Source organism: Saccharopolyspora rhizosphaerae (assembly GCF_003931915.1).
GTDB lineage: Bacteria > Actinomycetota > Actinomycetes > Mycobacteriales > Pseudonocardiaceae > Saccharopolyspora > Saccharopolyspora rhizosphaerae.
This window is the reverse complement of the sequence record NZ_RSAA01000011.1, coordinates 20,378-39,700: the sequence shown is the minus strand read 5'-3', so window position 1 is coordinate 39,700 and position 19,323 is coordinate 20,378. Positions and strand designations below refer to the sequence as shown.

Genomic DNA, 19,323 nt, shown 5'->3' with positions numbered 1-19,323 from the left:
TGACGGAACGAGGACGAACATGACGCGCATGCGCACCGTGGACGCCGCTGCCCTCATCCTGGAGAAGGAGGGCGCCACGCAGACCTTCGGGCTGCCCGGCGCCGCGATCAACCCGTTCTACAACGCCATGGAGCAGCACGGCGGCATCGGCCACGTGCTCGCCCGGCACGTGGAGGCCGCCTCGCACATGGCCGAGGGCTACACGCGGGCGAAGGCGGGCAACATCGGTGTCTGCGTCGGAACCTCGGGTCCCGCGGGCACCGACATGATCACCGGCCTGTACTCGGCCTCGGCCGACTCGATCCCGATCCTGGCCATCACCGGCCAGGCCCCGGTCGCGAAGCTGCACAAGGAGGACTTCCAGGCCGTCGACATCGAGTCGGTGGCCAGGCCGGTGACCAAGTGGGCGGTGACGGTGCTGGAACCGGCCCAGGTGCCCGGCACGTTCCAGAAGGCCTTCCAGCTCATGCGGTCGGGACGGCCGGGACCGGTCCTCGTCGACCTGCCGCTGGACGTCCAGCTCGCGGAGATCGAGTTCGACATCGACACCTACGAGCCGCTGCCCGTCGCCAACCCGGCGGCCACGCGGGCGCAGGTCGAGCACGCGCTGGAGCTGCTCAACGCCGCCGAGCGCCCGCTGATCGTCGCCGGTGGCGGTGTCCTCAACGCCGACGCGGCGGGCTTGCTGGTCGAATTCGCCGAAACCCTGGGCGTTCCGGTGGTGCCGACGCTGATGGGCTGGGGTGCGATCCCGGACGACCACCCGCTGTCGGCGGGCATGGTGGGCCTGCAGACCTCGCACCGCTACGGGAACGCGACGCTGCTGGAGTCGGACTTCGTCCTCGGCATCGGCAACCGCTGGGCGAACCGCCACACCGGAGGTCTCGAGACCTACCGCAGCGGGCGGAGGTTCGTCCACGTTGACGTCGAACCCACCCAGATCGGGAGGGTTTTCGCGCCCGACTACGGCATCGTCTCCGACGCGCGGGCAGCGCTGGAGGTCTTCGTCGAGGTAGCACGCGAGTGGCGGCAGCGCGGTCGGCTCGCCGACCGCGGCGAGTGGAGCCGGAAGTGCCGGGACCGCAAGGCCGCGCTGCTGCGCAAGACCCACTTCGACACGTCCCCGATCAAGCCGCAGCGGGTGTTCCAGGAGATGAACCGCGCGTTCGGCCCTGAGACCCGTTACGTCTCCACGATCGGGCTCTCGCAGATCCAAGCCGCGCAGATGCTGCACGTCTACCGGCCGCGGCACTGGATCAACGCCGGCCAGGCCGGGCCGCTGGGCTGGACGGTGCCCGCGGCCCTCGGCGTGGCCACCGCCGACCCCGAGTCCACTGTGGTCGCGGTGTCGGGCGATTACGACTTCCAGTTCCTGGTGGAGGAACTGGCCGTCGGAGCCCAGTTCTCCCTCCCCTTCGTGCACGTCCTGCTCAACAACGCCTACCTCGGGCTGATCCGGCAGGCGCAACGCGGCTTCGGCATGGACTACTGCGTGCAGCTGTCCTTCGACAACATCAACGCGCCAGAGGTCGCCGGCTACGGCGTCGACCACGTCAAGGTCGCCGAAGGCCTGGGGTGCAAGGCGCTGCGGGTCTTCGACCCCGACGGCATCGGCGACGCCTTGGAGCAGGCGAAGAAGCTCGTCGCCGAGCACCGCGTCCCGGTGGTCGTCGAGGTCGTGGTCGAGCGGGTCACCAACGTGTCGATGGGCACCGAGATCGACGCGGTCACCGAGTTCGAGGCGCTGGCCGAGTCCGGCGCCGACGCTCCGACCGCGGTGGCGGGCCGGTCGTGAGACTGGTCAGGGTGGGCGAACCCGGCGCGGAGCGGCCGGGGGTGTTGGACGCTGCGGACCTGGTCCGCGACGTGTCCGGGTTCGCCCACGACATCGACGGCGACCTGCTGGCCGACCCGGAACGCCTCGCGGCCGTCGAGGCCGGCCGGGAGGCGCTGCCCGTGCTGTCGGCCGCGCGGTTCGGGCCCCCGATCTCGCGGCCGGGCAAGGTGGTGGGCATCGGCCTGAACTACCGCTGCCACGCCGCGGCAGCGGGAGTCGAGCCGCCGACCGAGCCGATCGTGTTCCTCAAGCCCAGCAGCGGGATCACCGGACCCGACGACGAGATCGTGCTGCCACCCGGCAGCACCGGGACCGACTGGGAGGTGGAGCTGGGCGTGGTGGTCGGCACCCGGCTCCGGCACTGCTCGGACCCGGCCCGGGCGTTGCGCGCGGTGGCCGGGTACGTGGCGGCCAACGACGTCACCGAGCGCCGACACCTCACGAGCGGGCCGACGTGGGCGCGGGGCAAGTGCCACGACACCTTCAGCCCTATCGGCCCGTGGCTGGTGACGGCCGACGAGATCCCCGACCCGCAGGCCCTGGACCTGGGACTGCGGGTCAACGGGACGCCACGGCAGCAGGGCAGCACGGCGCAGATGGTCTTCGGCGTCGCCGAGCTGCTGGCACACCTCAGCGGACTCATGACGCTCGACCCGGGGGACCTGGTGCTCACCGGAACCCCGGCGGGCGTGGCGGCTCTGCACCCGGAGCCGCGCCCGTACCTCCGTCCCCGCGACGTCGTCGAAGTCGAGGTCGAGCACCTCGGGCGCCACCGATCGACGGTGCGGGGGTAGGGGCCCCGAGGCGGGAGGAGCGCACTGCCGGACGCCCTCCCGCCCGGGAGCGGCCCGAACGTCGTCCACGTCAAACTCGCTCGTAGCGAGCGGATTTCGGGTTCGTGCGCCGCAGAACGACGAACCGGCCTCCTGTTTCGTGCTCGTGTGATCACTCCTCCGGGTAGATCACGGAGCGCAGCAGTGCTGAAAGGGTCTCGCAGCCGGTGCGTTGCCGCAGGTCACCCGGCATTCGGGGGCGCCTGCGCACGAGATCGACCGCGTGGTGGCGCTCGTGGCGCCGAGTTAGCCTTCGCAGCGCATGAGATCATTTCTACGGGTGGCGTGGAAGGAATTCGACGCCATCCCTGGGGAAAGTGGGTAAACCGGTGCGAACAGTACGTGAAAGCTCTTGCTTGATCGCTGCTCTTGCGGTCAGCGGAGGAATGCTGCTCGGTGCTTGGCCGGCAGCAGCCGACAGCTACGACAACGACGGGCTGAACATCGGCAACGACAACAACACCAGCGTTCTGCCGATCCAGGCGTGCGGCAACAACATCAGCGTGCTCGGTCTGACGAAGACCCACGGGCAGGACAGCAAGTGCGTCAACGCCCCGATCGTCGACCACCCGCACGCGCACACGAGCTCGCCGGAGAAGCCGAAGCCTCCGGCGGAGCACCCCAAGCCGCCGTCACACCACCACCAGCCCCCGGGGCACCACCACCAGCCCCCCGGGCACCACCACCAGCCGCCGTCGCACCACCACCAGCCCCCGGGGCACATCCCGGAAGCACCGACTCCCGTGCCCACCGACGGCCACGTGGTGGTCACCGGCTGAGAACACCTCCGAACGCCGGTCGGTCAGCGGACTTCCCGCAGGCCGACCGGCGTCGGCGTGTCCGCCTCGGCCGCTCCTCGCGCCCGGCCGGTGGCGTCGGGTGTTTCGGTACGGTGGTCGGGAAGGATCTTCGAGGGGAGTGGTCATGGGACTGTTCGGCGGGATGATGGGCAACGCGTCCGGGGTCGACCCTCGGGCTGCCGCTGAGGAGTTCGGGAAGTTGCTGGCGCAGGGGGAGCAGATCCACGCCGCGTACCAGCTGGTCCGGGATTCGCTGATCTTCACCGACCGGCGACTGATCCTCGTCGACAAGCAGGGTGTGACCGGGCGCAAGATCGAGTACCACTCGATCCCGTACCGCAGCATCACGCACTTCTCGGTCGAGACCGCGGGTACTTTCGACCTCGACGCCGAGCTCAAGATCTGGATCTCCAGCACCCCCGAGCCGCTCTCCCAGCAGTTCGGCAAGGGGGTCGACGTCTACGAGGTCCAGGCCCTGCTGAGCAACTACGTCGCGCGCTGACCCGGCCTGCTGGACAACCGTCTAGAACATGTTGCATTCTTGAGCCGGTTCTGGCCCGTGCTGCGGCAGAACCGGCATGCAACAGGTTCTAGCGGCGGGTGGGTTCATGGGAATGGAAATCCCTGCACCGGTGGCGGCCGAGTCGGTCGAGGCCTTCTCCGACCAGGTCGACGTCCTCGTCATCGGCGCCGGCATGGCCGGCGTGAGCGCGGCGCTCGAAGCGCGCGCCTCGGGGGCGGCGGTCCTGGTCGTCGACGCCGGCGGCCGGTTGACCTGCACCAGCGCGATGGCCGGCGGGCACTTCTACCTCGGTGGTGGCACCGAGGTCCAGCGCGCCACCGGCTGGGACGACTCGTCCGAGGCGATGGCGGACTACCTGGGCCTGATGTCGCCGGAGTGCGACCCGGCCAAGATTCGCGCCTACGCCGAGGACAGCGTGGAGCACTTCCAGTGGCTGGAGTCGCTGGGTTTCCAGTTCAAGCGCGAGTTCTACCCGCACAAGGCGGTCGTGCAGCCGGGCACGGAAGGCCTGAGCTTCACCGGGAACGAGAAGTGCCTCGACGTCGAGGCGGTGGCGAAGGTGGCGCCGCGCGGGCACAAGGTGCCCGTGCCCGGTGACACCGGAGGGGCTGCCCTCGTCGTCGACCTGGCCCTGAACCTGCTCGAGCAGCGCGGTGTCGAGGTGCGCTGGGAGACCGGCGCGACGGCGCTGGTGGTCGACGACGGGACGGTCGTCGGCGCCACCTGGAAGGACCTCGACGGCGGCAGCGGTGCGGTCAAGGCCGGCTCGGTGGTCATCGCGGCAGGCGGGTTCGTGCTCAACCGCGAGATGCTGGAGACCTACGCCCCCGACCTGCTGGCCGTGGAGGACAACGGCATGGCGTTGGGCAACACCCACGACGACGGGCTCGGCATCCGGATGGGGCAGTCCGTGGGAGGGGTCGCCGACCACCTGGACAAGGTCTTCCTGACCGGGCCGTTCTACCCGCCGGGCGAGGCGCTGCGGGGCATCGTCGTGAACAAGTTCGGGAAGCGCTTCGTCAACGAGGACTCCTACCACTCGCGCACGTCGGCCCACGTCTTCGAGCAGCCCGAGCGGAAGGCCTACCTGATCCTGGACTCGGCCACGATGGTCGAGCCGGCCTACCGCTTCCAACCGTTGGTCGACGGTTGGGACACCGTCGAGGAGGTGGAGCACGGGCTCGGCATCCCCGCCGGGGCGCTGGCCGAGACCTTGGCCGCCTACAACGAGGCCGCCGCGCGCGGCGAGGACCCGGAGTTCCACAAGGCACCCGAGCACCTCGTGCCGCTCGACCACGGACCGTGGGGCGCCTACGACCTGACCCCGGGGAAGTGCTTCTACGCGGGCTTCTCCTGCGGTGGCCTGCGGGTCAGCGTGGACGGTGAGCTGCTGCGCGAGGACGGGTCGGTGGTCCCCGGCGTCTACGCCGCGGGAGCCTGCGCCTCCAACATCGCCGTCGACGGCAAGGGCTACGCCTCCGGGATCCAGCTGGGTGAAGCCTCCTACTTCGGCCGCCGCGCCGGTCGGAGTGCCACCACGCAGCGCTGAACGCCCTTCGCAGAATGCACGCTATGGGGTGAGTGTGCGGGCTGAATTGTGCGGTTGCGACGCACCTCATTTAATGTCGATCAGGACTGATCGAAATTGAGTTTCGGATTTTTCGCGAACCTCTTTCCGGTGTGGGTCACCGAGGTGCGCGAACTGCGGGGAGCGATCTTGGAGGTGCTGGATGCCGGTCCCGTGCGTGCACAAGATCCTCTCCTGCACCGTGTTCCGTGATCACGTGCAGTGCCGGCGGAGCGCTGAGCGCGAACTCGATCAATTCTTGATCGCACGTCGAACCGGACCCTCGAGATCGTTTTCCGGGGGCGGCCGAACCCGGTTATCAGACCTTTTCGAATGATCGAACTCTTCGAGTCGTTTTCGTGATCTTCCGATTTGTGCGCGAGTGGCGATGATGGATCTTTCCGTGGTGGTTCCGTGCTTCAACGAGGAGCGCGGTTTGCAGGAGCTCCGCGACGAGCTCAACGCCGTGCTGCCCGCACTCGTGGGCCGCTTCGAGGTCGTGCTCGTCGACGACGGCAGCACCGACCGCACGCTCGACCAGGCACGCCGGCTGAGCGCGCTGGACCCGCGCTACCGGTACCTGTCGCTGAGCCGGAACTTCGGCAAGGAAGCGGCCATGCTGGCCGGGCTCCGCGAGGCGAGCGGCGACCGGGTCCTGATCATGGACGCCGACCTGCAGCACCCGGCGTGGCTGATCGGGGACATGCTCAGGCAGCTCGACCTCGGTTACGACCAGGTCGTCGCGCGGCGCGACCGGCACGGGGAGCCGCGCGTGCGGTCGCTGCTGTCGAAGCTGTACTACGTCGGCGTCAACAAGCTGGCGGACGTGCAGCTGGAGGACGGGGTGGGCGACTTCCGCGTCCTCTCCCGCCGGGCGGTCGACGCGCTGCTGGCCATGCCGGAGAGCAACCGGTTCTCCAAGGGGCTGTTCGCGTGGGTCGGCTTCCCAACGGCGACGGTTCCGTACCGCAACGTCACCCGCAAGTACGACCAGTCCTGCTTCAGCTTCGGCAAGCTCGTCAACTACGGCATCGACGGCGTCGTCTCGTTCAACAGCAAGCCGCTGCGCGCGGCCGTCTACATCGGAGCCGTCGTCACGCTGCTGGCCGCGGTCTACGCCGTGTACGTGATCGTCTGCGCGCTGATCGGTCATCCCGGCGTGCCCGGTTACGCGACCCTGATCGTGGGCATCACCGGCTTCGGCGGCATGCAGCTGCTGCTGCTGGGCGTGGTCGGCGAGTACGTCGGGCGCATCTACGTGGAGTCGAAGAACCGGCCGTGCTACTTCATCAAGGAGTCCGGCGGCGCGGTGGCGATGTCCGTGGAGGACGCCGCGCCGCGGATGGTCGTGCCGCGCCTGCCTTCCGACGCCCCGCTGGTCGCCGACCCCGCGGCGGGCAACGGGGGTCAGCAGTGCGCGGATTGAGCGGGAGCGGCCGGTTCGCGCGCTTCGTCGTGGTGGGCGGTGTGAACACGGTCGTGCACTACTCGGTGTACCTCGCGACGTGGCTGGTGGTCGGGTACCTGGTCGCGCACGTGCTGGCGACCGTCGTGGCGATGTCGGTGTCCTACCTGCTCAACTGCCGGTACACCTTCCGCGTCCAGCCCCAGCTGCGGACGTTCCTGCTGTACCCGGCGTCGAACGGCGTCAACCTCGCGCTCAGTGCGGCGTCGATGTGGGTGCTGGTCGAAGTGGTCGGTGTCCACCCGCTGCTGGCGACCGTGCTCGGCGGCCTGATCGCCACCCCGGCCACCTACGTCGTGAGCCGGCTGATCCTGACCTCGCGGACCCGCGTGCCGCGTCCGCGTCCTGACGAGTCGTTGCCCATCGGGAGGACCTGGTGACCCACGTCGTCGAGGCAGCCCCGGCCGAGAAGGTCGAACGCAGCGAGCCCGCCTCCGTCCCCGCGCCCGGCCGCGATCGCGGCCGGGCGGCCGCGCCCCTGCTCACCTGCCTCCTGGTGGCCGCGTTGGCGCAACTGCCCGTCCTGCGGCCCGGGTGGTTCTACTTCGCCGACGACGCGGCGACCCAGATCCTGCCCATGTGGTACCACCTGGGGAACCAGGTGCGGGACGGGGTCTGGCCGCCGCTGCTGGACCCGGACCTGCTGATGGGCGGCAACCTCGCCGCGGAGACGCTGTTCGGCATCTGGAGCCCGGTCAACGCCCTGGTGTGGGTGGGCGTGTCCTTCTCCTCCGACGTGGGCGTGGCCGGACTCGTGGTGCGCACCGCGGCCCTCGCGCTGATCGCGCTCGGCTGCTACCTGCTGTGCCGCCACTACGGCGCGGCCCGCTGGTCGGCGAGCGCGCTGGCCACGGCGCTGCCGCTGACGGGCTCGCTGCTGCACTTCGACACCGCGAAGTGGCCGGCCGCGCTGCTGGCGTTCGTGTGGGTCCCGTTCGTCTGGCTGCTGGCGAGTCGCGTGGTGCGCGGTGGCACCAACGGTTTTTTGCTCTTCCTCGTCGGAGTGCTCGCCGTGACCGCCGGCAACCCCTACGGCCTGCTCGGTGTCTGCGCAGTGCTCGCGGCCGTGCTGGTCGAGGCCGCGCTGCAGCGGAAGTGGGCGCAGGCGGCGAGGCTGACGCTCGTCTCGGTGGCGATCGGGGCGGTCGTGCCGCTGGTGTACCTGCCGCTGGTGCGCACGGCGCACATGACCTGGCGCACCACCTCGGGAGGGGTCGACAACACCGGGACCCTGGAGCCGCACCTCGACGACCTGCTCAACCTCAGCATGCCCACCTACGTGCCGGACATCGAGGGCGTGGGCGTGCCCGCGGTGTACCTCTGCTGGTTCGTGCTCCCGCTCGCGTTCTGGTGCGACTGGTCGGTGCTGCGGAGGCGGGCGCGCGAGCTGGCCGCGCCCGCGCTGATCGCGGCCTTCTACCTGGTGGTCGCGCTCGGACCGGCCGAGGTGTGGATGTTCCGCTGGCCGCTGCGGGTGGTGCACTACGGATACCTCGCGCTGGCGGTGCTGCTGGCCGTGGTGCTCACCGCCGGACTGCGGACGGACCGGCCGCGCGTGCGCGCGGCGGGCACGGCGACCTTCCTGCTGGTGTCGGTGTTCTTCGCCGTGGACCGCTCCCCGGACCTCGTGACGCTCAAGCGTACGGTGGCCATCACCGTCCTCATCGGACTGCTCATCGCCGCCGGTGTGGCGCTCCACCGCAGGCGCGGCAGCAGGGCGCTGCTGGCGGTGCTGCAGGTCGGCACCGCGCTCGTCTTCTGCGCGCAGTGCGTGTGGTTCATCGGGGGCGGACCCGTCGAGCGGTCGCTCTTCCCGACCTCGCCCGAGCAGATGCGCGAGAACTACGCGGGCCGCTACGAGGGACGTGTGCTGCAGATCGGGCACTCCTCGCTCAACGAGGAGGGTGCGGAGGAGGCGCCGCGGGAGGTGTGGCGCGACATGGTGATCGGCAACTCCTTCCTGCTGTCTGATGTGGACAGCGTCGGCTCCTACTCGGGCATCGGGTACATGCCGATCTCCGACGAGCTGTGCATGAACTACCACGGGTCCACGTGCCCGGAGGCCTACGACGCGTTGTGGCGCACGCCGCGCGGCGCCACGGTCCCGCTCGCGGACCTGATGTTGCTGGACACCGTCGTCGTGCAGCGCGCGAGCGTCCCGCAGCCGGCGGTGCCGCAGGGCTGGCACCTCGCCGAGCGGAACGACCGGGTCAGCGTCCTGCGCAGGGACGTCCCCGCCTCGGCGGGCACCGGCTACCTCAGCTGGGCCTCGCCGCACCTGCAGGTGCGCTCGGACACCTCGAGCGGACCGCGCGCCGAAGCCGTCGAGGTCCACCGGGCCTCGGGTGCGCCGGGGCGGCTGGTCTTCGCCAGGAGCGCCTGGCCCGGCTACACCGCCACGCTCAACGGCGTTCGGGTGCCGGCGCACGCGGGACCGGGCGGCATGCTGGAGGTCGTGCTCCCGGCCGGACACACCGGGGCGGGACGGGTGGAGATCACCTGGACCCCGCCGAGCCTGCGGCTCGGGCTGGTGTCGCTGGCCGGGGGAGCGCTGCTCGCCGCCGGAGTCGGGCTCCACCAGGTCATCTCGCGCCGCAGGGACACCACCGGAGCGGCGCGATGAGCCGGTTCGCGGCGCTCGGTCTCGGAGCCGTGCTGCTGTTCTTGGCCACCTGCCAGGGGCCTCCGAAGCCGCCCGCCGACGAGCCCGAACCGCCGGCTCCGCTGCCGCCGGCGCACCACGTGCAGATCGTCGCGCACCCCGACGACGACCTGCTGTTCATGAACCCCGACCTGGCCGAAGGCCTGCGCAGCGGGCGGCAGACCACCGGCATCTACCTCACCGCCGGTGAAGCCGACGTGTCGAACAAGGCGCGCTACGGGGCGGCGCGGCAGGAGGGCACCCGGGCCGCCTACGCCGAGATGGTCCGCAAGCCCAACGACTGGGTCCGAGGCACGATCCCGGTGGGGCGTGGCCGCCTGGCCGAGGTCGACACCTTGCGCGAAGCCCCGCACGTGCGGCTGGTGTTCCTGAACCTGCCCGAGGACGCCAACTCGCAGCACGGCGAACACACGCTGACCCGGATGCGCGCGGACCCGTCGCTCACCGTCACCACCACGGTCCCGGCAGGGGCGACGGTCCCGTACCCGCAGACGTTCGACCGCGGCGCGGTGGTCGACGCCCTCACGGCTCTGTTCGACCACCTGCAGCCCACGGTGGTGCGGCTGCAGGACGACCAGCCCGACGGGCGCTACCAGAACGTCTGGGTGGGGGTGCACAACCACCCCGACCACGTCGCCGGCGCGGCGCTGACCCGGGAGGCGCTCGCCGCGCACCGGCCGAGCGCGTTCTCACCGATGGTGGTGACCTACCGCGACTACAACGTCGCCGACACCCCCGCCGCGCTGTCCGATGTGGACAAGCGCACCACCCGTGCGGCGTTCAGCGCCTACGCCCGGCACGACGTGTTCGCCGAAGGCTTGATGTACCAGATCTGGAGCGACAACAGCGGTTACCGGTACCCGCGTCGCGGCCGGTGGGCGGCGTGGGGCGAAGGCGGTGCCGTGCAGGCGTACGCGGTGCGCGCGCACGGACTTGCCCGCTGGACCCGCTCAGCCGACGGCGACTGGGCCGGCCCCGACCTGCTGCCGCTGCCGGAACCGCTGCGGCCGCAGGTGACGCTGCTCGGCGGAACTCTCGTGGCGCAGAGCGCGAACGGCGCGCGGATCCTGCTGCTGCGCCAGGGGTCGCACCCGAGGTGGGAAGTGGTCGACGCGCCCGCCGCGGCCGACCCGGCGGAGAACGGACCGCCCGCCGCCACCGTGGACTCGGACGGCCGGATCGTGCTCGCGGTGAAGAACTCCGCGGGCGGGGTGAGCATCCGCAGGCAGGTCTCCCCGGGCAGCGCGCGCTGGCAGCCGTGGACCGAGCTCGGCGGGACCGACGTCCAGGACGGTCTCTCGGTCGTCCCGGCGGAGGACGGCGTGGTGCACGTCTTCGCCGCGACGCGCGGGAAGGTCCTGCGCTGGCAGGTTCCGCGCGCCGGGACCGCGCACCCCGAGGAGGTGCCGATCGGCTCCGCCCACCCGGCCGGTCCGCCGGAGGCCGAACGCGCCCGCGACGGCTCGATCCGGGTGCTCGTGCGCACGGACCGCGGTGGTGAGCTGGTCGAACTCGCCTCGACCCGGCAGGGCTGGTCACCCGGGAGGACGACCTACCCCGGGGCCGGTGGGGTAGGAGCTCCGACGCTGGTGACGTCCGGCCCGCGGAGTGGCGCCGACCTGATCCGGGTGGCCCGGGACGGGGCGGGTGCGGTCCGCGTCGCCGACGGCGCCGGGAAACCGTGGACCGAGCTCGGTGGAGCGGTGAGCGATCACCCGGCGGTCGTCGCCGAGCCCGGCGGTGGTGTCACGCTCATCGCGCTCGGCTTCGACGGCGAGCTGCTGGTCAACCGCGGGTCCCCAGCACCAGGTGGGCTCGCGTTCACCGGCTGGCGTCCCGCGGTGGTCACGCCCACGGTGCTCGCGGAACGGGCGGACTGATCGGCCGGGAGCCCGGGTCGGATACTACGGTGATGGACGTCCACACCAAGATCGTCGAGGCTGCGGTCCAGCGGATGGCGACCGCGGGCTACGAGGGCATGTCGATCAGTGCGGTGGCCCGACTCTCCGGCCTGTCCCGGCCGACGATCTACGCGCACTTCGGCACCCTGGAGCAGCTCGTCGCCGAAGCGCTGGAAACCGCGGCGGTCCGGGTGATCTCGCGGGTGATCGAGCGAGCGCGGGAGGAGGCGTCCACGGCCGCCGACTACGTCGTGGAGGTGATGGTCGCCGCGCGCGCGGAGTTCCGCAGCAGCCCCGCGCTGGCTCCGATCGCGTTCCCGCAGCGCGGGACCATCCTGTTCGACGGCGACCCGCTGGGGCCGGGAGCGCTGGAGCTGTCGCGCTCGTTCCTGCTGCCCTTGCTGGAGTTCCAGCCGGAGTTGGAACCGGAGCTGGAGGAGATCGCCGAGACCTGCCTGCGGTGGCTGGTGTCGCTGGTCCAGTTCGAGAGCGCGAGGTCGCGCTCGGACTCCAAGCTGCGCGCGTACCTGCACCGACACCTCGTCCCCGGCCTGGGCGTCACTTGATGATCTTTACATCGTTGACATGAGGTGTAAGGCTTCGTCAACGACAGAAAGGCCCGGTGTGCGAGCTCCAACCTCCCGCCGCCGCTTCATGGGCATGGCCGCCCTCGGTTCCGCCGCAGCGCTCGGACTGACCACCATCTCCACCCGCAAACCCGCGCACGCCGCCGGGCACTCGCCGGCCGTCGTCATCGGCACCGGCTACGGCGCGGCCGTGACCGCGCTGCGCCTCGGGGCGGCGGGCGTGCCCACCGTGATGCTGGAGATGGGCCGGTTGTGGGACACCCCGGCCGAGGACGGCACCATCTTCTCCAGCATGCTCACCCCCGACCGCCGGGCCATGTGGTTCAAGGAGCGCACCGAAGCGCCGCTGGCGTCGTTCCTGTGGATGGACCTCGCCAACCGCGACATCGAGCCGTACGCGGGCGTGCTCGACCGGGTCGACCACGGCGACATGTCCGTCTACGTCGGGCGTGGTGTCGGGGGCGGCTCGCTGGTCAACGGTGCGATGGCGGTGACCCCGAAGCGCTGGTACTTCGAGGAGGTCCTGCCTCAGGTCGACGCCGACGAGATGTACCGGACGTACTTCCCGCTGGCCAACGCGATGCTCGGCACCAACCACGTCGACCGGGACTGGTTCGAGACCTGCGATTCCTACCAGTTCGCGCGGGTTTCCCGCGCCGCAGCGGAGAAGGCCGGGTACGAGACGGCGTTCGTGCCCAGCGTCTACGACTTCGACTACATGCGCCGCGAGGAGGAAGGCCTGGTGCCGCGCTCGGCGCTGGCCTCCGAGGTGATCTACGGCAACAACCACGGCAAGCGCTCGCTGGACAAGAGCTACCTCGCCGCCGCGCTGGGCACCGGCAACGTCACCATCGAGACGCTGAGCGAGGTCCGCGGCATCTCCCAGCAGCAGGACGGCAGCTACGCGCTGTCGGTGCGCCGGATCGACGAGTCCGGGAACGTCCTCGGCATCCACCAGCTCACCGCGGACCACCTGTTCCTGGGGGCTGGGAGCCTGGGGTCGACCGAACTGCTGCTGCGCGCTCGCGACACCGGAACGCTGCCGAACCTCGGCGAGGAGATCGGCCAGGGCTGGGGCACCAACGGCAACGTCATGCTCGGCCGTGCCAACCACGGGCAGGACCTGGTCGGTTCGCTGGAGTCGGGCATGCCCGCGCTCGGCATCGACGCCTGGGACGACCCGGTGAACCCGGTGTTCGCCGAAATCGCTCCCGTACCAGCAGGTCTGGAGACGTGGGCGAGCCTGTACCTGGCGATCACCCGCAACCCGGAGCGCGGCACGTTCCACTACGACCCGGGCGCCGACCGGGCGGTGCTGGACTGGCGCGAGGAGCAGGGGCAGCCGTCGATCGACGCGGCGAAGCAGATGTTCGACCGGATCAACGAGGTCAACGGCACCAGCTACCGCTACGACCTCTTCGGTGACACGCGGGCCTTCGAGAACCGGTTCACCTACCACCCGCTGGGCGGGCTGGTGCTCGGTGAGGCCACGGACCTGCACGGTCGGGTCAAGGGCTACCGCAACCTCTACGTCACCGACGGCTCGCTGATCCCGGGCAGCACCGGCGTCAACCCCTTCGTCACCATCACCGCCCTCGCTGAGCGCAACATCGCCCGCATCCTCGCCGAGGACGTCCGGACCCGAGCCTGACGACGGCTTTTCCCGGGTGGTGGGGGAGGTTTCGGCTGGAACGTCCCCCACCACCACGGAGCCGGCTCAGGTTCTGCTGCCCGCACCGCCGAGCGGAGCAACGCGCGGGGTCTCAACCAGTCCCGAGGAACAGGCGGAGCTTCCGGGCTGTGGTGGAGTCGTGCCGGGCTGTCGTGCTGACCATCGCGAAGAGCTGGTCGGTGAGCCAGGACTCGAGCTGCTCGTCGGTCATGTCCCGGTCCTCCAACCAGGACAGCAGCGTCGTCTCCACGACCGCGACCCAGCCCCGCAGCGTGCGCTCGAGGGCGGGCGCCGCTTCGTCGAGGCCCAGGTGCTCGCGCAGCTGGTCGACCACGTGCGTGCGAACCCGCTCGACCAGGGTGGACGTGCCACTGGTGGCGATGGTGGAGCCGCTGCGCAGCAGGGCGGTGTAGCTGGCCGCGTAGGTCTCGGCGAACTCGAGGAAGCGTTCCAGCGCGGTGCGCAGGTCCGCCCGGAAGTCGCCGCTGGAGGGCAGCGTGAGCTCGACCAGGAGCTCGTCGACGACCTTGCTCAGCGCGGTGACGTGCAGATCGCGGATGTTGGTGAAGTACCGGTAGAACAGAGCGCGCGAGACGTCGGCGGCCTCGACGATGTCGTCGACGGACACCTCCTGCGGCGACCGGTCGCTGTAGATCTGCAGCGCCGTTGCGATGAGGTGGTCGCGGCGCCGCTCGGGCGCCATCCGGCGAGGCCGGCGCGCGGTCGCTCGCCCTGCCCGGGCGGACCGAGTCGAGTGCTCCACCACTGGCCCTCCCCGCCGTCGACGTCCTGCGGATTCTCGCATCACAGGTCGAGCTCGACGTGCTCGCCCGCGGCCCGCGAGACGCAGATCATCATCCGGTCGCGGCGTTCCTCCTCGGTCAGCGCGGCGTCGCGGTGCTCGACCGAGCCGGACAGCACGCGGACCTCGCAGGTGCCGCAGAACCCCTGCCGGCACGAGTACGGCACGTCCGGGACGTGCTCGCGGATGACCGAGAGCGCGGAGCGGTCGGCTGGGACCTGCAGGGTCAGCCCGCGGCGGGCCAGGCCCACCCGGAACGGCCGCCCGCCGACCACCGGCGGCGGCGAGAACCGCTCGAAGTGCAGCGAATCCGCCGGACTCGCGGGCAGGTCCAGCCGCACCCCGGTGATCATCGGTGTCGGTCCGCAGCAGTAGACCACCGCGTCCTGCGACGCGTGCTCGAGCAGCTCCGCGCCCGAGGCCGGGATGCCGTACTCCTCGTCGGAGCGCACCCACACCCGGCGCTGGTCGAACCCGGCGATCTCGCCGAGGAACGGCATCGTCGCCCGGGAGCGCCCGGTGAAGACCAGCCGCCAGTCGGCACCGCGCGCCGCGGCGAGGCGCACCATCGGCAGGATCGGGGTGATGCCGATGCCGCCCGCGATGAACAGGTAGCGCTGCGCTGTGATGAACGGGAAGGCGTTGCGTGGCCCGCGCACCCGCACCCTCGCCCCCGCGCGCAACGCGTCGTGCACCTCGACCGAACCGCCGCCACCGTCGGCGATGCGCCGCACCGCGATGCGGTACGAGCGCCGGTCACCGGGGTCGCCGCACAGCGAGTACTGCCGCGTGCGGCCGGAGGGCAGTTCGAGGTCGAGGTGCGCTCCGGGGTGCCACCCGGGCAGCCGACGTCCGCCGGCGTCGACCAGCCGCAGGCTCACCACGTCCTCGGCTTCCGGCCGCAGTTCGTCGACCACCAGGTCCAGGTCCCGCCGCACCTCCTGGACCGGCGGCCGTCCCCGCGCGCTGGCGTGCGCCCAGCGCGCGTAGCGGGCCACGGCCCGCTCGAGGAACCGGTACATCCGGTCGGGATGGCCGCGGCCGTAGAGGTCGGGTGGTGCGGTGCTCACTGATCAGCCGCCTGCGCTGCTGGGGACTTGGCGAGGTAGGCGACGGCTTGGCTGGTCGACCCGTGCTGGGAGGGGTGGTACTGCGGCCGGAAGTAGGGCGGCAGCGATCGCAGCAGGTCCCCGACGCTCGGGGTGATGCCGAGCCGGCCGGACCGCAGCCAGTCGCGCCAGCGGGCTTTCGACCGCCCGCGCAGCTCGGGATCACGGCTCATCAGGAACCGCACGCCGCGTGCCCACAGCCAGAGGAACATCGGCGTCGCGATGAGCAGGGCGCGGACGCGTCGCGAGTAGCGGCCGTCGAGGTGGGTGAACAGGTCGTAGGCCACCGAGCGGTGCTCGACCTCTTCGGCTCCGTGCCAGCGCAGCAGGTCGAGCATGGTGGGGTCGGCGCCGACGGCGTCCAGCTCCTCCGCGTCGAGCACCCACTGGCCCAGCACCGCGGTGAAGTGCTCGATCGCGGCGACGAGCGCGACGCGCTCGATCACCCACTCCCGGCCCTGCTTGCCCGCGTACCCGCGGTCGCCGAGCAGCTTGCCGAACAGCCAGGCGATCTGCCGGACGTAGGGACGGGTGTCCAGTCCGTGGGTGTCGAAGTGGTCGAGCACGCCCTGGTGCGACTCGGCGTGCACGGCCTCCTGGCCGATGAAACCCCGCACGTCCTCGGCGATCTGCTCATCGCGGATGAGCGGCAGCGCCTCCTTGAACACGTGGCAGAACCACCGCTCGCCCTCGGGCAGCAGCAGGTGCAGCACGTTGATCATGTGCGCGGCGAACGGCTCGCCCGGGATCCAGTGGCGCGGCAGATCCGTCCAGTCGAAGGAGACGTTGCGCGCGTGGAGGACCACGCGGTCCGGTTCACCGTGGGTCGGCATGGGCGTTCCTCCTGTTCTCGGTCGTGTGCTCGGCGCGGTCGACGAGCTCGGCCGCGCAGCGCGCCACCAGATCGGGCCGGGTGCGCGGCAACCAGTGCCCGCCGGGAACGTGCTGCACGCGCAGGTCGGGCACCCACCGGCCGATGCCGGTCTGCAAGGGCGCGGAGACGTAGCGGTCACCCGTGGGCGCCACGACCTGCACGGGGATCTCCGCGCGGCGCTCGCTGGGGCGACGCAGCCGCCGCGCCACGTTCGCGCGGTACAGCTCCAGCCCCTGGATCCCGTCGCTGACGCTGGGAGACCCGACGCCGCCGCGCTCCAGAACCCGCAGCGCACGGGGAACCAGGTTCGCGCGCCAGGCGAGCTCGGCGAGGCCGGGGACCTGGAAGAAGGCGATGTAGCCGGACCGCACGGCTTGGCTGAGCAGCTCGCGCAGCCCGCGCGCCGACGGACGGCCGAGCCGGGACCGGAACCAGTGGCCGACGTGGTCCAGGCACGGTCCGGAGATCGAGGTGAAGGAGGCGATCCGCCCGCGCAGCGCGTCCCCGGTGACGGCGTGCCAGGTCTGGATCGACCCCCAGTCGTGCGCCAGCAGGTGCACGCGCCCGGTCGGTGCGACCGCGTCGACGACCGCGCAGAGGTCCGCTTCGAGCCGGTCCAGCCGGTACGCCGCCCGCGAGGCCGGGGCGTCGGAGCGGCCGGCGCCGCGGACGTCGTAGGTCACCAGGTGGTGGAGATCGGCGAGCTCCGCCACGACGTCGTCCCACACGGTGTGGTCGTCCGGGTAGCCGTGCACCGCGATCAGCGTGGGCTGCGACGGGTCTCCGTGCTCGTGCGTCGCGATCCGCACTCCGTCGGCGCTGGTGACCACCCGCGACCGACTGCCTGCCACCTCGTTGTGAGACATGATGTCAATATAGACACCGAGTCAACAGTGCCGGTGCCGCCGAAGCGGCGTGATCGGTCGGAACGGGAGAGTTCGCTGGTTCCGGGGGCGCGTCGCAGCGCTGCGGTGGTGGAGCTTTCGCGTCGCGTCGACAGCGCGGAGCTCACCAGCGAGAGGCGGTTGTCGGCGTGGGGGGATCGGTGCGCGCGCCGAGCACAGGACCAGGTGCTCGCGCGCTCGCCTCTCGGGTGTCCACATGGCCAGCGAGGTGCTCGATCAGGTGCGTCACGGCCAGTGGAGGCGCGGAGTGGGGCTTGGCGGGTGAAAGCCCGGCACCGTTGGCGGCGCGTGCTCCTCGTCGCGTTGAGGACCTTTGCGGAGGAGTGCGAGCCCGGCACTCTCCCACCCCTCAGGAGAGCGGCGCGACCGCGCCCGGACCGCTCGGTCAGCGGGAAGCGGCGCTCCTCATCGAACCCGGCTCGACACGTCTTCCTGCGGAGCGGAGATCGGTTGTCAGCCGGTGGTCCGCCGGGTGGACTGACCGGTGTGGATCTCCTCTTCCTCGGACTCGTCGGCGTGGCGACCGGTGTGACGACGGTGTTGTTCGGCTTCGGCGGGGGCTTCGTGACGGTGCCGGTGATCATGTGGGTCGACGCGGATCTCGGTGAGTCGGCGGCCGCGGTCGCGGTGGCGACCTCGTCGGTGGTGATGGTCGTCAACGCCGGTGTCGCGACCTCGGCCACGCGACGCGTAGTGCTCCGCCACCTGCTGGGGGCGAAGCACCTGTGCGCGCTGCTCGCGGTCGGTGGGGCGGTGGGAGCGCTGCTCGCGGGGTGGGCCCCGGCGCCGCTCATCCACTGGGGCTTCGTGGCCTACCTCGGTGCGACGCTCGCGGACGTCGTGCTCCGGCCGGGTTTCCTCCGCCAGTCCGCTTCCGAAGTGCCCACGGGGGAGGGCCTCCCGATCCGGTCGTCGCTCGGCGTGCCGATCGGTGCGCTGGCCTCGTTCCTCGGTGTGGGCGGCAGCGTGATGACCGTGCCGCTGCTGCGACGCGGCGGCATGCCGATGGCGGTGGCCACGCCGCTGGCCAACCCGCTGACCTTCGCCATCAGCCTGCCCGCCCTGGTCGTGTTCCTGCTGGCCAGTCCGGATCCGCCGGGCGCCGGCACAGTCGGGCTGATCGACCTGCGCTCAGCGATGGTGCTGTTGGTGACGGCGATCCCGGTGATCGTCCTGCTCCGTCGCCGCCCACCGCCGGTCGGCGACACCGTGCACGCCGCGGCTTACGTCGGCCTCCTCCTGCTCATGACGATCGTCGCGATGGGCGCCGGTCTCCGCTGAAACCTTGCTAGGGGCCGCTCCATCCGACGAAGCCCCGCTCCAGGCCCAGCACCGCGCAGGCCGTCCCCACTCCGCGCGAAGTTCGAACAGGCGTCGGCGTGGGCGACGTGATGCGGCCTCGAAGCGCGGGCTCGAAGCGCGGGAGGGACCCGGGCGTGGCGCGCTGGGGCGTTCCGTCAGTGGAGGTCCCTGCCGGAGATGTCCCCGTTCCTGGTCCGGGGCCTCTGTCGGCTGGGTTGCTGTCCGCGCGGTGGTTGTCGAGTTTCGCGGGAACGTCGAACCAGCCTGGTGGTGGGTGACGCGTGGGCCTGACTGGAGTGGGGGGAGGGGATCCGTACGTGGTGCGCTGGGAAGTTCCTCAGTGGACACCCCTGCGCAATCCCCGTTCCTGTTCAGCGGCCTCCGTCGGCTGAGTTGCTGTCCGCGGGGGTGCTCGAACCTCGCGCGAACTTCGAGGGGGAACTTCTGCCCTCGAAGTTCGCGCGAAGTTCGAACGGCGGTGCAG

Annotated in this window: 16 protein-coding genes; 12 read left to right on the top strand and 4 right to left on the bottom strand. The window is 71.1% G+C overall.

What is annotated here, in order from left to right; genetic code table 11:
- Positions 1 to 19 precede the first annotated feature (19 nt).
- The 11 genes from gcl to EIL87_RS12585 all read left to right on the top strand — a co-directional run bounded on the left by gcl (position 20) and on the right by EIL87_RS12585 (position 13,826).
- On the top strand, positions 20 to 1,795 hold the full coding sequence (gene gcl, locus EIL87_RS12640; RefSeq protein WP_125090532.1) for a glyoxylate carboligase: 1,776 nt from the start codon (positions 20 to 22) through the stop codon (positions 1,793 to 1,795).
- Between the two features lie 41 nt (positions 1,796 to 1,836).
- The gene (locus EIL87_RS12635) at positions 1,837 to 2,631 is read left to right on the top strand and encodes a fumarylacetoacetate hydrolase family protein (protein ID WP_325049457.1); all 795 of its coding nucleotides are present in this window, start codon (positions 1,837 to 1,839) and stop codon (positions 2,629 to 2,631) included.
- Between the two features lie 425 nt (positions 2,632 to 3,056).
- Complete coding sequence (locus tag EIL87_RS27845; RefSeq protein ID WP_325049456.1) at positions 3,057 to 3,449, top strand: hypothetical protein; 393 nt, start codon at positions 3,057 to 3,059, stop codon at positions 3,447 to 3,449.
- A gap of 145 nt (positions 3,450 to 3,594) precedes the next feature.
- Positions 3,595 to 3,972: a PH domain-containing protein gene (locus EIL87_RS12620; protein WP_125090527.1), complete on the top strand. Its 378-nt coding sequence runs from the start codon at positions 3,595 to 3,597 to the stop codon at positions 3,970 to 3,972.
- A gap of 112 nt (positions 3,973 to 4,084) precedes the next feature.
- Positions 4,085 to 5,542: an FAD-binding protein gene (locus tag EIL87_RS12615; RefSeq protein WP_233576209.1), complete on the top strand. Its 1,458-nt coding sequence runs from the start codon at positions 4,085 to 4,087 to the stop codon at positions 5,540 to 5,542.
- Between the two features lie 421 nt (positions 5,543 to 5,963).
- On the top strand, positions 5,964 to 6,986 hold the full coding sequence (locus EIL87_RS12610; protein WP_325049455.1) for a glycosyltransferase family 2 protein: 1,023 nt from the start codon (positions 5,964 to 5,966) through the stop codon (positions 6,984 to 6,986).
- Positions 6,974 to 7,405, top strand: a complete 432-nt coding sequence (locus EIL87_RS12605) for a GtrA family protein (protein WP_325049454.1) — start codon at positions 6,974 to 6,976, stop codon at positions 7,403 to 7,405. Before EIL87_RS12610 ends, EIL87_RS12605 begins: the two co-directional genes overlap by 13 nt.
- Positions 7,402 to 9,648 carry a hypothetical protein gene (locus EIL87_RS12600; RefSeq protein ID WP_125090521.1) on the top strand — a complete coding sequence of 749 codons (2,247 nt, stop codon included), beginning with the start codon at positions 7,402 to 7,404 and terminating at the stop codon, positions 9,646 to 9,648. Before EIL87_RS12605 ends, EIL87_RS12600 begins: the two co-directional genes overlap by 4 nt.
- Positions 9,645 to 11,567 carry a PIG-L family deacetylase gene (locus tag EIL87_RS12595; protein WP_125090519.1) on the top strand — a complete coding sequence of 641 codons (1,923 nt, stop codon included), beginning with the start codon at positions 9,645 to 9,647 and terminating at the stop codon, positions 11,565 to 11,567. The genes EIL87_RS12600 and EIL87_RS12595 overlap by 4 nt, the downstream gene beginning before the upstream one ends.
- A 32-nt stretch (positions 11,568 to 11,599) precedes the next feature.
- Entirely contained in the window at positions 11,600 to 12,154 is a 555-nt protein-coding gene (locus tag EIL87_RS12590; RefSeq protein WP_125090517.1) for a TetR/AcrR family transcriptional regulator, read from the top strand.
- Between the two features lie 19 nt (positions 12,155 to 12,173).
- Entirely contained in the window at positions 12,174 to 13,826 is a 1,653-nt protein-coding gene (locus EIL87_RS12585; RefSeq protein ID WP_125090515.1) for a GMC oxidoreductase, read from the top strand.
- Positions 13,827 to 13,938: 112 nt separating this feature from the next.
- On the opposite strand, the gene EIL87_RS12580 is transcribed toward EIL87_RS12585, so the two are convergent.
- The 4 genes from EIL87_RS12580 to EIL87_RS12565 form a co-directional block, all read right to left on the bottom strand.
- Positions 13,939 to 14,550, bottom strand: coding sequence for a TetR/AcrR family transcriptional regulator (locus EIL87_RS12580; RefSeq protein ID WP_158628633.1), 612 nt, complete (start codon positions 14,548 to 14,550; stop codon positions 13,939 to 13,941).
- A gap of 101 nt (positions 14,551 to 14,651) precedes the next feature.
- The gene (locus EIL87_RS12575) at positions 14,652 to 15,671 is read right to left on the bottom strand and encodes a PDR/VanB family oxidoreductase (protein WP_125090692.1); all 1,020 of its coding nucleotides are present in this window, start codon (positions 15,669 to 15,671) and stop codon (positions 14,652 to 14,654) included.
- A 44-nt stretch (positions 15,672 to 15,715) separates the two neighbouring features.
- Positions 15,716 to 16,591, bottom strand: coding sequence for a metal-dependent hydrolase (locus tag EIL87_RS12570; protein WP_125090511.1), 876 nt, complete (start codon positions 16,589 to 16,591; stop codon positions 15,716 to 15,718).
- Complete coding sequence (locus tag EIL87_RS12565) at positions 16,575 to 17,498, bottom strand: alpha/beta fold hydrolase (RefSeq protein WP_125090509.1); 924 nt, start codon at positions 17,496 to 17,498, stop codon at positions 16,575 to 16,577. Before EIL87_RS12565 ends, EIL87_RS12570 begins: the two co-directional genes overlap by 17 nt.
- Positions 17,499 to 18,023: 525 nt before the next feature.
- Here EIL87_RS12565 and EIL87_RS12560 point away from each other — a divergent pair.
- Positions 18,024 to 18,818, top strand: coding sequence for a sulfite exporter TauE/SafE family protein (locus EIL87_RS12560; protein WP_125090507.1), 795 nt, complete (start codon positions 18,024 to 18,026; stop codon positions 18,816 to 18,818).
- Positions 18,819 to 19,323 lie beyond the last annotated feature (505 nt).